This window comes from Pasteurella sp. P03HT (assembly GCF_054052285.1).
Genome location: NZ_JBSIUM010000010.1, coordinates 58773 through 73662, shown reverse-complemented (window position 1 = coordinate 73662; position 14890 = coordinate 58773). Strand labels below are relative to the sequence as shown.

Sequence of the window (14890 nt, the reverse complement as noted above, 5' to 3'; positions counted from 1 at the left end):
TTAACATCAAGGGACCTCGTGGTCCCGCAGGTTATGAGGGGGAGATATCTAACTCATACAACGGCAATAGAAGAAATGTTCCGGTTAGTGAGTATGCTGTCGGTCAATTTTACAACTATGTAAACGAATCTTTGACACCGCAACCTGAGCGAGTTTGGGCGGGTAACGTAAACTCGGGGGATATTACATTAAGCAAGAACGCATTAGGCAAGACTGTTATCGTTCTCATGCAGCATGATCAAAATCACACTCTAACAGATAATAATTTAGTTGAGGTTGTGAGTTTTAATGCGTTTAACATCGAAAATAAAAACAGCGGTGACATATCATTCACTTCTGTTATTTGGTATCACTCGTGGACTAATGTCAGACAGCTTAGATTCGATATCAGCGCATCTGGTACAACTATGAGAGTATCTTCAGCTGGTGGTAGATACTTAAAAGAGGTATATATTATTTGAGGGTCTTATGAAAATCTATTTTTTTAAAAGTGATTTAAATCAATATCAAATCTTCCCCGCACCTGAATCCAACGAATTAGAAAACTTCATAGAGTTTGAAGTGGAAAACGAAAGCGAGCTCGATAATAAAGAGCTCGTTTTTTTTAACAATGAATACATTTTAGTGCCACGCCGTGAATGTGAATCTTGTGTTTGGAATGGCGAAAAATGGGTTATTCCGGAAGGCAAACAGCTTGAAGTTAAACGCAGCTTAATCAAAGAGTTATTTGATGACGTTGATAACACAGCGGCTGCGATTCTAACAAAGTGGACTCGATTCGCTGAAGAATACAAAGAGCGAGAAGCGGCAGCTATTGAGTATAAAGAATCGGGATTTAAAGGCGAGCCGAGCAAGTACATTACAATGTTCTCGACTGTTGCGGGGCTTGATAACAAGTCTGCTACTTTGTTGATTTTACAGCAAGCAAACGGGCTTAGAACGCTACAAGAGCAACTGGCAGTTCAACGTATGAGAAAGTACGAACTCAAGCACGAAGAGCTAAGCGAAGAAGAATTGAAACGGATTCACGATGACATTATCGGAAAAATGAAAGCACTAGCAGAGGCACAGCAATGATTAAAAATGGAGTTTATCTAGCTTTATATAAAGGTCGTAAAAAAGGGAAAAATCTTACCGCACTCTTAGCGAGATTCTCAGACTGGCTTACACGAAAACTCACAAAGGGAGAATACTCACATTGCGAGATCGTGCTAGCAAATGACGGTCGCACTTTTTGTTATTCAGCATCGATTCGTGATGGTGGCGTACGCAAAAAAGAGATGACTTTAGATAACGATAAGTGGGATTTAATCAAGCTCGAAAGAGTGAGTGAATCTCAAGTGCGAAGTTATTTCAATAAAACGAAAGGCGCAAAATACGATTGGTGGGGCGCGGTTGGTATTGTTTGCGGGATTCGACAAAAACACAGTAAGTATTTTTGTAGTGAATGGTGCTTCAATGCAATCAAAAACAGCGATCAGGGCTGGCGATTCAGTCCGAACGAGCTATTCGCAATCTTTAAGAAATGGTGATTTTAAATGCCGAAATTAATCAGCACTGAAATGAAACTCGAGCTTTCAAAGCTCGAACAAGATGCAATGATCGACTTGTTCGAAGTTGATTTGCGCGGACTTAAAGATCGCAATGGAATGAACGGCGAACTTTATAGATTCTACGCTGGCACTAATGAAATGCTGAATCCTATTGTGTGGCAAGGTAACACTTATCAGCCGTTCGGCGCGAGCGCAACGGGCTTTTCAATATCTGGGCAAGGTCCGTCGAATCGACCGCAGTTGACACTGGCAAACTTAAACGGATTCGTTACTGGTATTGTGAACCGCTTTGATCAGTGCTTAGGTGGTATTGTGCGCCGCTGGCAAGTCTATGCGCAGTATCTCGATGCGGTCAATTTTAAAGACGGCAACGATAAAGCGGATTCAACGCAAGGTGTTTTGACGTTCTATGTAATTGAGCAGTTAGCAACATTAAATCGTGATATTGCCGTTTTTACGTTAGCAATCCCAACGGAGACAGATAATGCACTAATTTCATCGCGCACAATCGGGATTCAGTGCGGCTGGTTATACCGTTCGGCAGAGTGCGGTTACACAGGTCCGCCGGTTGCTGATGAGAAAGATCAGCCGACGCGTGATCCAAAAAAAGATAAGTGTAGCTGCTTAGTTACTGGGTGCGATTTAAGAAAAAACACTCGAAACTACGGTGGATTCGTTTCTGTAAATAAATTGAGGTAGTTTATGCTCGAGAAAAAAATAATTGATTACGCAAAACAATGTGAGCCGCGCGAAATGTGCGGCTTTGTTGTTTTTAATGGTCAAGAAAAAATCTTCATCGCTTGTGAAAACATTGCTGAAGATAAAGAGAATCATTTTGAGATTTCAGCAGATGATTTCTTAAAAGCGAGCGAATACGACGGAATCGTAGCACTTGTTCACTCACACCCAAACGGCAAGCCGTTTCTATCCGCAATGGATCGTCAAACGCAGATGTTCTCAAATCTTGATTTCTGGCTTGTTTGTCATGATGAGGTCCACGAGTTCCCCGTTATCCAGCCACTTATCGGGCGCGATTTTATTCACGGAAAAACGGATTGCTACACGCTATTCCGCGATTTTTATCGCTTGGCTGGCATTGATTTCCCAGATTTCGAACGTGACGACTTCTGGTGGGAAGACGGTCAAAATCTGTATCTGGATAACATGGAAAAACACGGTTTTGAGCGTGTTTTTGATGAAAACGGGGTGCAGGTAGGTGATGTTATTTTGATGCAAGTCGGTGCCGACGTACCGAACCACGCAGCGATTTATATCGGTAATCAGCAAGTATTACATCACAGCCCCAAACGGCTTTCTAAGCGCGATCTATATGACGGGTATTGGCTCAAGCACACGCACAGCATTTGGAGATTTAAAGAATGGTCAACGTTAAATTTTACGGCAGTCTTAGACAGTTTGGAACTGCATTCAAACTAGATATCGAGAACGCATCAGAAGCTATAAAAGCACTCACAACACAAATTCCGAAGCTAAGAGAATTTATTCAAAAAGGCTATTTCACGCTAAGAATCGGCAAAGAATATATCGACAATCGATATTTGGAAAAGGGCTTGTATTACAAGCTAAAAGAAGGAATGACGATTCATTTAACGCCAGTTCTAAAAGGTTCAAAGCGTGGCGGTGTATTTAATGTGATTCTTGGAGCTGCTTTAATGGCCGCATCGATATTTGTGCCAGGTGCAGGCTTATTCGGAGGGCTTATTACAAAAGGCGTGGTATTCGGTATGGGGGCTGCGCTTACTCTTGGTGGTGTTGCTCAAATGTTGACTAAACCACCAGAAATGCAAGGTATAGGGAATGATACAGAGAAAAAACGATCTACTTCATTTTCTAATCTTTCGAATATGGTCGCACAAGGGAGAATAGTACCACTTGCTTATGGACGTATGCTCTGTGGGTCAATGGTAATTTCTCAGGGGGTAGAAACTATCGATGTAGATATTGTAAGTAAAAATAAAGACGTAGGATTTTTGAAGGGGTAAGTTATGGGTGGGAAAAAAGGTGGTGGTGGACATACGCCTTATGAAGCTCCAGAAAGTGGGCGTTCTAAACAGTTTGTCAAGATTGTAGAAATTATATCTGAGGGTGAGATTCAAGGCTTAGTGGATGGTGTTAAATCCGTATACTTGGATAAAACGCCAATTCAAGCAAGTGATGATAGCTACAATTTTAAAAACGTTGATGCACAAGGGCGAATTGGAACACAAGACCAAGCAATAATGGAAGGTTTCAATACGTCTGAAAAAGAAGTGTCAGTCGGTGCTCAGGTAAGAAAATTAACGCCACTTACTCGTACTGTGACGGATAACAAAGTGAGTCGTTTACGTTTTACTGTTGGTGTTCAATCGCTTTTTAGTCAAAATGATAAAGGCGATACCTACGGTTCTAAAGTAGACTTAATGATTACGATTGGAGAAACGAGCTACCCAGTTTCAATCAATGGTAAGTATAGTTCTCAATATCTTAAACAATTCGAATTTGATGATTTACCCGTTGTTCCGTTTAAAATCAAAGTTGAGCGTGTAACAGCAGATAGTACATCTCAGCGGTTACAAAACAACACAATTTGGGCAAGTTATACAGAAATTATTGAGACTGAATTTGCTTACCCGAATACCGCTATTGTCGGTGTTCGCTTTGATTCTGAATATTTTAGTTCAATCCCAAACCGCACTTATGAAATCTACGGTATAAAAATCAAAGTGCCGAGTAACTATGACCCTGTGAATCGTACTTATACAGGGCTTTGGGATGGTACATTTAAAATTGCTTGGTCAAATAATCCAGCGTGGGTGCTTTACGACTTAATGACGAATAAGCGCTATGGCTTAGGCTGGCGTTTAGGTTCGTTTAATGTTGATAAGTGGACGTTATATCAAGTGGCGCAATATTGTGATCAGCTTGTACCAGATGGATTCGGTGGCAAAGAACCTCGATTCACTTGTAATGCTTGGCTGACAGAACAGCGTAAAGCATATGACGTGATTAATGACATCTGTTCAATCTTTCGCGCAATGCCAGTATGGAACGGACAAGAGTTCACTGTCGTAATGGACAGACCTGCGGATCCAGTATGGACTTACACAAATGCGAATGTAATCAGTGGTGAGTTCTCCTATCAATATTCTGCACAAAAAGCGAGACACAACGAGATTCATGTTGAATATGTTGACGCAAGTGATAGTTACGAAAGAAAGATAGAAATCGTATCTGATGATGATTTAATTCGTCGTCATGGTTTAAATATTAAAAAAGTGACGGCGTTTGGCTGCACATCACGTGGTCAAGCATTTCGCACAGGAAAATGGATCTTAGAGACTGAACGACTAGAGACCAAGACGGTGACTTTTGCTGTCGGTGCTGAAGGCTTAATGCATTTACCAGGTGACATTATTCGCATAGCAGATTGTCATTATGCTGATACTAATATTGGTGGTCGTGTATTGGCTGTCGACGGTAGAAAAGTAACGCTAGATAGAGAGATCACACCCTGGGATAAGAGTTATTTAACATACATTAATCAGGAAGCTAAACATACTGATATTCGCATTGTGAATGTGAATGGTAATGAAGTGACGTTAGAGTCCGAGCCAGTTGGTTTAGCAGAATTCGGTGTTTGGTCCTTAACGACACAAGAAATCAACGTGCAGTTATTTAGAGCATTGACGATAAGCGAAGAAAAGCAAGGTCAATACACAATTGTTGCGCTTCAACACGAACCACAAAAAGAAGCTATCGTAGATAACGGTGCAGTCTTTGAGCCAAAAGAAACAACACTTTCTACTGCTGGCCTCGATAAAGTGCAACACGTCGAAGTACAAGCAGACGGTGATGGTGTATCGTTGAGTTTTGATTACGTGGTCAAGCACAGCGCAATGGTGAAATATCAGATCAAGTTATATAAAGGTGGTACTTTTTATAAAATCTATGATGATTTAACATCACCAAACTACAAATTTATCGGCTTACCTGATGGCGAATACGTTGCAGAAATTCGTGCCAAGAACGAACAAGGACAGCTATCAGAGGCGGTTACTAAGGCGTTTAATATCAGCTTTGCTGTGAGCGAATTAACTACTGTTTCGAAAGTGTTTGGGATTTTGCTGCAGTGGAAAAATCCAGTATTTGCGAACCCTAACTCAGCAATTGAGATTTGGATGAGTACAGAGGAACGCTTTGAAACAGCAAGAAAACTCGTCACACTAGCTTATCCGACAAACAGTTATTCGTTTGACGGACTTGGGGTAAACGAGACGTACTATTTCTGGGCACGCATGCTTGATACTGCAAACGGAAATGCGGGAGAGTTCACAGAATCTGTCGTTGGCACATCTGAAAGCTCAGGTTCAAAACTTGTTGAGTATCTAAAAGGTCAAATCTCAAGTAATGCTTTTTCACAAGAACTTGCTGAACAGATAACGAAGATTGAGAAGACTGGGAAAAGCAATGCAGCAAGAATGAATTCAATGCACATTCTCAAAGTTGAAGATCATGCTAGTGGTAAGAAAGCGATCGCAGGTATTGCAATTGGTGCAGATGCTGAGAATGAAGAATCACAAGTGATTATTTCTGCGAATAAGTTTGTTATTGCAGATCCGAACAGTCGTGAATTAAAAACTCCGTTTTTAGTTTCAACGCAAAATGGACAGTCTAGAGTTGCGCTTGACGGCGATCTTATCGTTAGCAATTCGATCACAGGTGATAAGATCCAAGCCAATACTTCAATAACTTCGCCGACAATAAAAGGTGGTCAAATTGATATTGGAAATGGTGTATTCACTGTAAATCCCAATGGACATATCATAGCCAATTCTGGGGTCTTCAAAGGTAGAATTGAGGCAACAGATGGATTCTTTGGGGGAACTGTCTACGCTGATAAAATTGTCGGTGATGTATTGAAATTTTACTCGACAATAGGTAAAAGAGTTGCTGGATCAAATAGAGTAGCTAAAATTGTTTATGACAATATCATCATTCCTGCATTCAGCAGAGAGAGAACTGTTTACTTATGTCCCGTCATGCTTGTTGCAGCCGGGAAAGCTGGATACCACTACTCAACTGGTAATGACAATGATCATTATGTTGGTCCTATTGGCGCATCTGTTACTTTTAAAATGATGTTAAATAACACTACAATTGTAGATGAAGAAATTTCAACTCCAGATGAAAAAGTAGTGTTTAGACATCTAACTAAGACATTTAAAATACCAGCAAACGTGACTGCGAATATTTCTTTTGAATCGAATCAGTTGCTAGGTGAACTAGTATTGCTAGTTCAGGGAATTTAATCCTAGAGATTATAAATAGAAAAGGGCGTTGAGCCCTTTTTATTCAATGTGCTTTTCAACGATATCTATAACAAACTTTGTTATTGTTTTATTTTCAGATTGAGCTTTTTCTGCAACTTTATTTTTAAAATCATCCGTTACGCGTAAATTTATTATTGCGTTTGCTGGGTTTTCTTTTGCTGCGTTTCTTTTTCCTGTCAAGCCGTGTTTTTTTTTCTTCATCTAAGAATCTCGTTAATATACGTACAGTACCAAGACATCATTTTAGCACGCTGATCAATATTTTGAGATTTATCATATACTCCTTTTACACCGATTGTCACATGAGATAACTGTTTTTCAATTATCTCTGAATCCCATAAACCACATTCGTTCGCTAGCGTGCTAAATATATGTCTAAAACCATGTAATGTTTGTTTATGTTTATATCCTAAATCATACAACAATATAATCGGTGATGACAAATGTATATGAGTTTTATCAATGCGTTTTGATGGAAAAATATATTCATTGTTCAGTTGTTTTTGTTCAAAAAGAATTTTTAAAACATCATCTGAAATGGGTATTTTATGTTCGATCCCCATTTTCATTCTTTCTGCTGGGATTGTCCAAATTTTATTAATCCAGTCAATCTCTTCCCACTTAGCACCCACAATTTCTTGTCTTCTTTGGGCTGTATAGATTATTGTTAATAAAGCATTTCTAACAGTATCTTTATTTGATCCTTTTATTTTACGAATGAGTAACGGAAGGTCTTTTTGAGCTATGAAACTCATATTTTTAACAGTGTGTGGTTTAGTAAATTTTACTAAGCGAGCAGCAGGATTATTATCAATTAAATCGAGTACGCAGGCGTAGTCAAATATGTTAACAATAATTCCCAATGACTTTTTTGCTTCACATGTCGAAGAGATTTTTTCAACAAGATCAAATACAATCTTTGGGGATATATCCCCACATTCTATATCTAACAAATCAGAAAAGTTTTTTTCAACCAAATGCCTTGTGTATTTATTAGTTCTTTCTTTTACTTTACTTTTTTGAAATTCTAAATATTTATCAAAAATTTTCTGAAATTTCATATTACTCTCCTGTCAACTCGCGGTATTCTTTTAATGCAACTTCGTAAGATTCGCATTCTGGCGTGCCTTTTAACATATAGCCACGACTATCTGCCGTTGCTTCGTATGCTCTGCGAGCTACGTTTACTTCTTTAATTACTTTTCTGATTTCACATACACGATTAAAAATCTGCTCTGCATTTTCATTTCTGAAGTTGATCCAAAAAGTTGATTTTTTAGTTAAAGCTAATGCGCAAATTGCGAATGCTTTCTCGTCGTCGCATTTAACTAAGATTTCATAACGAATTTTTTCAGCCCATTCTTTTTGTTTTTGACTTCCAGTTAACGCCTCGCCTCCAAATTGTTTAGCATAAGCACGGAAGCCTTTAGCATCTGTTGATACTGATTTACGCTCTACTTTTTTAACTTCAAAAGATGGTTCGTATGGTAATCCAGTTTCTGCATCGTACCATTTGCCTTCTTTGCTACGTACTGGTATATCTGCTTCTTCTAACCATTCTTTAAAAGATAAATTCATGTTTTTCCTCCTTTAATTTAATTTGTATACACATAATAAATTATTAAATTTAATTTGTATACACAAATTAAATAAAAAGTAGATAAAACTATTAAATATGTGATATAGATCATATTTTTATATTAGATTTTTAAATTAATAAAGAAGATAAAGAACAATGTGTATTTTTGGAAAGTATTCCCAAAATGTACCATTCATAGATATGAAATGATGTTAAAAGGTGGTAATTGTTACAGGTAGGTATATAATAGACTAGAAATTAGGTCATTGATTTAATTGAACTTTTATTTACTTTCTTTTAATAACAGATCGGTCTTGAAAACCGGCGAGGGTTTACGCCCTCCGTGAGTTCGAATCTCACTTCCTCCGCCATTATCTGTTTTTAGAAGCCGTCAGTTATTTACTGACGGCTTTGTTTTTTGCCATTTTTTGACGTGAAGCAAGGTTGATGACGATTGATATTGAGTTTTTTATTCGTGAAAAAACATTAACATGATTTCGTGGTAACAGAGAAAAAATGACATGGGTTGTGCAAAGAATACAACAAAACTTGAGTATACTGCTTTGATAAAACATCGTATCTTAAGCCATTTTGTCGGTAAGTATGTTTAAGATACGATGTTTGGAAGAGCGCTTATGCTTCTTGGTTCGGGAAAAGGAATGGGTTGAGTCCACTACGCTGGAAGCCTTTTTCTTCCATTTCAACATCTAAAAATAATGTTGCTAAATCGTCCGCGACAGCTTCTACCTTCGGATCACGTTCCTGATAGAGTACTTTTAAGTAGCTATTGCAATCACCGCAACTTTCCGCTTTCACCGCTGCGACTTCACTATCTAAGGACCAGTAATCTAATTTACCTGTTTGATCACAGTTTGTGCATTTTGAACGTACCATATTCCATTCACTTTCACATAGCGAACAATGTAAATAGCGTAGACCTTGCTCGGTACCAAAATGAATAATGCTAGCTACTGGGGCTGAACCACAAACAGGACAAACATGGAGATTCTCACTGCTTTCTTGATGACTAGAATGCGGAATATGTTGTACTAATTGTAGCCAATAAAGAGAAAGCGCTGCCCAAATGAAGACGGCTTTATCGCTAGTAACACGACTAAATTCTTGTGCAAGTAAATCATCTGCCAGTGTATTTAATTCACTATCAGAGGCTTTTTCTAGCCATTCTATCGTGTTTAAAATATTGTCATTAGCATGCATTTTGACTTCTTCTAGCAGGGCGTGCAAGAGTGTTAGCCAAACGGGATCACGTTGCCAATGTTTAAAATGAAGCGGTTGATTAGCCAGTTGTTCAGATGATAACTGGTCAGCTTCTAAACGTGGATCTTTTTCGATTGGATGGTTTTTTAGTACGGTTAATTGTGCTTGTGCGACTTGGCTGGCAAACATTAAGTAGTCTTCTAAAGGGTGAGCTTTAGACAATGACGTAAAACGTTCTGCACGGCGTTGATAGAGGTTTTTGGGATTCGCAAAGAGGAGCGCTGGTGCACTAAAAGAACTGGCGGCTTGTTTGATTTCTGATTCGGGTAAAATTCTGATGCTCATCATCTTTCCTTTTGTATGTAATAAATAAAGTGCGGTCTTTTTTAGAAAAATTTCTGAAAAGTGACCGCACTTTTATTTAGTTAGATTAGCTTATTGTTGGCTATGTTTTTGTTTTTCAAGTTCTTCTTTTTCAAGTTGAGGAAGGACTTCTTCACGGTACCAACGAGGGTGATGTTTTTTCGCCCAACGTACTGTAACCCAACCTTCAACCATGCCGCGAATTGAGCCTTTCACCCAGAATGCCATATAAATGTGCACCATGATACCCGTGAAAAGCAAGAATGCGCTAACAGAGTGGAACAAGATTGCAATGCGAATAACAGGAATTGAGAAATTATGTGAGAAATATTGTCTCCACATAATAATTCCTGTGACTAATAACGTTACCATTGCAAGAATCAACGTCCAAAATAGCATTTTCTGACCAAGGTTATATTTACCGTTATCAGACACGGCATGCTCATTCCCTTTTAATACCTCATGGATATTTCTTAACCAAACCCAGTCATTTTTCTCTGGGAAGTTATGGCGCCAATAAATACGACATAAGTTAAGAAAGGCAACAAACATAATGATCCCTGTAAATGGGTGCACAAAACGTGCTAGCTGTGGTGTACCTAAAATCTCAGTTAACCAAGCAAAATCAGGGAAGAAGAATGCAAGACCTGATAGACCTGTTACAAAGAAACAGATAACAAGTAACCAGTGACTTAAACGTGCAGGCAATTTATGACGCACGATTTTACGATCGTTGCTGATCTGAATCTTACTCATGTTTGCCTCCGTTATGTTCTTCACTTTCATCATGTGCGTCATGCTCATCAAACTCTTCTGTATTTGGACCGACTGCAATATAGTGTGCGATTTCACTTAAAATGATACCGCCCATTGCGACAGCAGCAACTGGTTTTAACACATCTTTCCAAAGTTTGACGCTGAGATCAATACTTGGATCTTTTGGTAAACCAGAATACAGTTCAGGTTTATCTGCATGGTGTAATACGTACATGACGTGTGTTCCACCCACTCCTTCAGGATCATATAAACCTGCATTTTCATAACCACGTGATTTTAAATCTGCAATACGTTTTTCAGCATAGACTTTCATTTCTTCTTTGCTGCCGAAACGAATTGCCCCTGTTGGACAGGTTTTCACGCAAGCTGGTTCTTGACCAACAGTCACACGATCCACACATAATGTACATTTGTATACACGGTTATCGTCTGGATTCATACGTGGAACATTGAACGGACAGCCTGCGATACAATAACCACAACCGATACATTTATCAGATTGGAAGTCAACAATACCATTTGCATACTGAATGATTGCACCTGGTGATGGGCATGCTTTTAAACAGCCCGGTTCACTACAGTGCATACAGCCGTCTTTACGGATTAACCATTCAAGGCGATCATTTTCTTCAACTTCGTTAAATTTCATGACCGTCCATGCTTTTGCGTTTAAATCGATAGGGTTATCGTATACGCCAACGCATGCTTGTGGTTCAGCTCGTAAATCATTCCATTCTGAACAGCCAACTTGACACGCTTTACATCCGATACATGTCGTGACATCAATCAATTTTGCAACTTCTGTTTGATGTTCACGTGCTTGTGGTGCAGGTGTAAAGTTTGATGTCGCAGAGGCTTTAATAATATTTTGAGATTGAACAACACCCATCTTAAGCCCCCACTTTCTCAATGTTAACTAACATACATTTTGACTCTGGTGTTTGCGTATTCGCATCACCAGTACGAACGGTTAAGTTATTGGCAAAGAAACCTTTTTTCGCACCGCTCACCGCAGAGAAGCCCCAGTGAATTGGGATACCAACGGTATGGATTGGTTTGCCATCTGACATCAAGGTACGGATACGTTTAGTGACAACCGCTACGGCTTTAATGTAGCCGCGTTTAGAACTCACTTTCACTTTATCACCATTGTTGATGCCTTTTTCTTTAGCAAGGTCTTCACCAATTTCAACGAATTGCTCTGGTTGAGCAATCACGTTTAATAACGAGTTCTTCGTCCAATAGTGGAAATGTTCAGTTAAACGATAAGTGGTACCAACATATGGGAAGTCAGCTGAGGTGCCAAGATCTTCTTTATCTGATGGTAAAATACGTGCAACTGGGCTAGACACTACATTTGGATGCAGTGGGTTAGTACCAATTGGGCTTTCCATTGGTTCATAGTGTTCAGGGAACGGACCATCAACCATACGTTCACGCACAAATAGACCACTTACGCCTTCTGGCTGCATGATAAACGGTAAGACAGGGCTATTTGGTGGTGCACTACCGTAGTCTGCAACATCAATATAGTTCCAGTTTTTACCATTCCATTTGACTAATGGGCGTTTAGGGTTAAATGGATTCCCTGCTAAGTCAGCACTTGCACGGTTATATAGGATACGACGGTTTAATGGCCACGCAAATGCCCACCCTAGTGTATTACCTAAGTTAGATGGATCAGAGTTGTCTCGGTTAGCCATTTGGTTACCTTTTTCTGTCCATTGACCTGTATAGATCCAGCAACCACCAGAAGTGGTACCGTCATCGCGCATTTGACCAAAGCTTGAAAGGAGCTGACCTTTTTTCAAGATCACATTACCATTTGCATCAAGTAAGTCTTCTAATGCATAACCGTTGTTTTCTTTTGCTACTTCTTCAGCTTTAGGCTCAAGTGGATTTGCATAATTCCAACTCATTGCTTCTAATGGCTCAAGTGGTGCTTTTCCGCCTTCTGTTTTGTAAAGGTGGATTAATTCAGCACGTAGCTCAGATAAAATCTCGCCGTCTGTTTTTGCTTCACCTGGTGGTTCAGCACCTTTCCAGTGCCATTGTAACCAACGACCAGAGTTAGCAATTGATCCCGCTTCTTCTACGAAACATGTTGTCGGTAAACGGAAGACTTCTGTCTGAATTTCTTCAGATTTTACATCATTAAATTCACCATGATTCATCCAGAATTCTGATGTCTCAGTGATTAATGGATCAAAAATCACTAAGTATTTTAATTTACTGAGTGCTTTAATGATTTTTCCAGAGTTTGCATATGAGGCAACTGGGTTCATCCCTTGACAGAAGAAACCATTTACTTTGCCATCATACATATCTTGGATATAGCGGAATTGGTCTGTACCACCTTTTGGTAATTTTGGTAAATAGTGATAACCAAATTCGTTATCTTTTGTTCCTTTATCACCATAGAAGGTTTTTAACATACTTACCATGAATTTCGGCGTATTTTGCCAGTAGTTCACTTGATCTTTCAGTAAACGTTTTGGCGTAATACGATTTAAGAAAGCATCCAACGTTGGATCGTTTTCAGTTGGTAATGGTAAATAAGCTGGTAAACGATTTGGGAATAGACCTAAGTCTGTAATTCCCTGTACGTTTGAGTGACCACGTAAAGCATTCACCCCACCACCAGACACACCAATGTTACCTAACAATAATTGGATCATCGCCATAGTACGAATATTTTGTGAACCAACAGTATGTTGAGTCCAACCTAATGCGTACAAGAATGTCGCTGCTTTATCAGGTGCAGAGGTTTTTGCAATTTCTTCACAGAAAATTTGGAAGTCTTTTTGTGGTGTACCCGTGATACGTTCTACCATTTCTGGTGTGTAACGTTCAACGTGTTCACGTAATAAATTAATTACACAACGCGGATGTTGTAAGGTTAAGTCTCGTTTTGCACTGCCTTCCTCGTCTAATTGGTACGCCCATGTTGAGCGGTCATATTTACGAGTATTTTCGTCATAACCAGAGAATAAACCGTCTTCAAATTTGAAGTTTTCATTTACTAAGAATGCCGCATTGGTATAGTGTCTAACATATTCATGTTGAATTTTATCATTTTTCAACAAATAACGGATGACGCCTGATAAGAACGCAATGTCTGTACCAGAGCGAAGTGGCATATAGATATCTGCAACTGCAGCTGTACGGTTAAAGCGTGGGTCAACCACCATTAACTTCGCACCGTTTTGTTTTTTCGCTTCAATTGCCCAACGGAACCCAACAGGGTGAGCTTCCGCTGCATTACCGCCCATGACGATAACGAGATCTGCGTTTTTAATATCAACCCAGTGATTTGTCATCGCACCGCGACCAAATGATGGAGCAAGACTTGCTACCGTTGGTCCGTGTCAGATACTCGCTTGGTTGTCGGTAAAAATCATACCGAGTGAACGCACGAATTTTTGTGTTAGGATACCTGTTTCATTACTACATGCAGAACCTGCTAAGAAACCTGCTGTCATCCAGCGGTTAACTTCAAGACCGGCTTCGTTGTGGGTAATAAAGTTCTCGTCACGGTCATTTTTGATGTGTCTTGCGATACGCTCAATTGCTTCATGCCATGAGATACGTTTCCACTCTTTTGAGCCCGCTTCACGCACTTCTGGGTAAAGTACACGACGTTCACTATTGACATAATCCAATGCACCAGCACCTTTAGGGCAAAGTGCACCACGGCTTACTGGGTGATCAGGGTCACCTTCAATATGGAATAATTTTCCTTTCGTGTTTTGTGAGCCGTCGCCTAAGCTATAAAGCAACATACCGCAACCAACGGCACAGTAAGTACAGGTATTACGCGTTTCTTTTGCGCGCAATAATTTGTAATTGCGAGGCGCTGCTAGTGCTTCAGTTGGGGCAAAACCCAACATCGCGGCAGACGTACCCGCCATTCCCCCTGCACAGATCTTGAAGAACTTCCTTCTACTGACCTGCATAGATAATACTCCTTAGCGTAACAAAAGTATTTTGTTCGCATTTGATAGTAGTAAATTCGTTAAATTGATAATTAAATATTGTGGCTTGTTTTTCACTTGTTAAAATTGTATTAC

The 14890-nt window shown here is 39.5% G+C and carries 13 protein-coding genes and 1 pseudogene; 7 read left to right on the top strand and 7 right to left on the bottom strand.

From position 1 onward, the window contains the following. The 7 genes and pseudogenes from ACWIT3_RS08870 to ACWIT3_RS08840 all read left to right on the top strand — a co-directional run. Positions 1-461: pseudogene (locus ACWIT3_RS08870) on the top strand (hypothetical protein); the annotation flags it as partial. Between the two features lie 7 nt (positions 462-468). After that, on the top strand, positions 469-1077 hold the full coding sequence (locus ACWIT3_RS08865; RefSeq protein WP_457162356.1) for a hypothetical protein: 609 nt from the start codon (positions 469-471) through the stop codon (positions 1075-1077). After that, entirely contained in the window at positions 1074-1532 is a 459-nt protein-coding gene (locus ACWIT3_RS08860; protein WP_457162355.1) for an enoyl-CoA hydratase, read from the top strand. The genes ACWIT3_RS08865 and ACWIT3_RS08860 overlap by 4 nt, the downstream gene beginning before the upstream one ends. A gap of 6 nt (positions 1533-1538) precedes the next feature. Beyond that, complete coding sequence (locus ACWIT3_RS08855; RefSeq protein WP_457162354.1) at positions 1539-2252, top strand: phage minor tail protein L; 714 nt, start codon at positions 1539-1541, stop codon at positions 2250-2252. Between the two features lie 3 nt (positions 2253-2255). Then, positions 2256-2990, top strand: coding sequence for a C40 family peptidase (locus tag ACWIT3_RS08850; protein ID WP_457162353.1), 735 nt, complete (start codon positions 2256-2258; stop codon positions 2988-2990). Continuing rightward, the gene (locus ACWIT3_RS08845; protein WP_226690813.1) at positions 2933-3556 is read left to right on the top strand and encodes a tail assembly protein; all 624 of its coding nucleotides are present in this window, start codon (positions 2933-2935) and stop codon (positions 3554-3556) included. Before ACWIT3_RS08850 ends, ACWIT3_RS08845 begins: the two co-directional genes overlap by 58 nt. A gap of 3 nt (positions 3557-3559) precedes the next feature. After that, positions 3560-6862: a host specificity protein J gene (locus ACWIT3_RS08840; protein ID WP_457162352.1), complete on the top strand. Its 3303-nt coding sequence runs from the start codon at positions 3560-3562 to the stop codon at positions 6860-6862. Positions 6863-6901: 39 nt separating this feature from the next. Here the strand turns inward: ACWIT3_RS08840 and ACWIT3_RS08835 are convergent, their stop codons facing one another. The 7 genes from ACWIT3_RS08835 to fdnG form a co-directional block, all read right to left on the bottom strand. Beyond that, the gene (locus tag ACWIT3_RS08835) at positions 6902-7084 is read right to left on the bottom strand and encodes a hypothetical protein (RefSeq protein ID WP_457162351.1); all 183 of its coding nucleotides are present in this window, start codon (positions 7082-7084) and stop codon (positions 6902-6904) included. Continuing rightward, positions 7081-7944: a tyrosine-type recombinase/integrase gene (locus tag ACWIT3_RS08830; RefSeq protein WP_457162350.1), complete on the bottom strand. Its 864-nt coding sequence runs from the start codon at positions 7942-7944 to the stop codon at positions 7081-7083. The genes ACWIT3_RS08835 and ACWIT3_RS08830 overlap by 4 nt, the downstream gene beginning before the upstream one ends. A gap of 1 nt (position 7945) precedes the next feature. After that, positions 7946-8461 (bottom strand): hypothetical protein, encoded by a 516-nt coding sequence (locus tag ACWIT3_RS08825; protein WP_457162349.1) that lies wholly within the window; start codon positions 8459-8461, stop codon positions 7946-7948. A gap of 634 nt (positions 8462-9095) precedes the next feature. Continuing rightward, positions 9096-10025, bottom strand: a complete 930-nt coding sequence (gene fdhE / locus ACWIT3_RS08820) for a formate dehydrogenase accessory protein FdhE (protein WP_457162359.1) — start codon at positions 10023-10025, stop codon at positions 9096-9098. A gap of 90 nt (positions 10026-10115) precedes the next feature. Next, positions 10116-10799, bottom strand: coding sequence for a formate dehydrogenase subunit gamma (locus tag ACWIT3_RS08815; protein ID WP_046340012.1), 684 nt, complete (start codon positions 10797-10799; stop codon positions 10116-10118). After that, a complete protein-coding gene (gene fdxH / locus ACWIT3_RS08810; RefSeq protein ID WP_457162348.1) occupies positions 10792-11709 on the bottom strand; it encodes a formate dehydrogenase subunit beta in 918 nt (305 codons plus the stop codon). Before fdxH ends, ACWIT3_RS08815 begins: the two co-directional genes overlap by 8 nt. Before the next feature lies 1 nt (position 11710). Beyond that, positions 11711-14776 carry a formate dehydrogenase-N subunit alpha gene (gene fdnG, locus ACWIT3_RS08805; RefSeq protein ID WP_457162347.1) on the bottom strand — a complete coding sequence of 1022 codons (3066 nt, stop codon included), beginning with the start codon at positions 14774-14776 and terminating at the stop codon, positions 11711-11713. Positions 14777-14890 lie beyond the last annotated feature (114 nt).

Coding starts and splice junctions, on each gene's coding strand:
- fdhE (WP_457162359.1), bottom strand. CDS start 10,025: ATGAGCATCAGAATTTTACCCGAATCAGAAATCAAACAAGCCGCCAGT.
- ACWIT3_RS08855 (WP_457162354.1), top strand. CDS start 1,539: ATGCCGAAATTAATCAGCACTGAAATGAAACTCGAGCTTTCAAAGCTC.
- ACWIT3_RS08815 (WP_046340012.1), bottom strand. CDS start 10,799: ATGAGTAAGATTCAGATCAGCAACGATCGTAAAATCGTGCGTCATAAA.
- ACWIT3_RS08865 (WP_457162356.1), top strand. CDS start 469: ATGAAAATCTATTTTTTTAAAAGTGATTTAAATCAATATCAAATCTTC.
- ACWIT3_RS08835 (WP_457162351.1), bottom strand. CDS start 7,084: ATGAAGAAAAAAAAACACGGCTTGACAGGAAAAAGAAACGCAGCAAAA.
- ACWIT3_RS08840 (WP_457162352.1), top strand. CDS start 3,560: ATGGGTGGGAAAAAAGGTGGTGGTGGACATACGCCTTATGAAGCTCCA.
- ACWIT3_RS08825 (WP_457162349.1), bottom strand. CDS start 8,461: ATGAATTTATCTTTTAAAGAATGGTTAGAAGAAGCAGATATACCAGTA.
- fdxH (WP_457162348.1), bottom strand. CDS start 11,709: ATGGGTGTTGTTCAATCTCAAAATATTATTAAAGCCTCTGCGACATCA.
- ACWIT3_RS08845 (WP_226690813.1), top strand. CDS start 2,933: ATGGTCAACGTTAAATTTTACGGCAGTCTTAGACAGTTTGGAACTGCA.
- ACWIT3_RS08860 (WP_457162355.1), top strand. CDS start 1,074: ATGATTAAAAATGGAGTTTATCTAGCTTTATATAAAGGTCGTAAAAAA.
- ACWIT3_RS08830 (WP_457162350.1), bottom strand. CDS start 7,944: ATGAAATTTCAGAAAATTTTTGATAAATATTTAGAATTTCAAAAAAGT.
- ACWIT3_RS08850 (WP_457162353.1), top strand. CDS start 2,256: ATGCTCGAGAAAAAAATAATTGATTACGCAAAACAATGTGAGCCGCGC.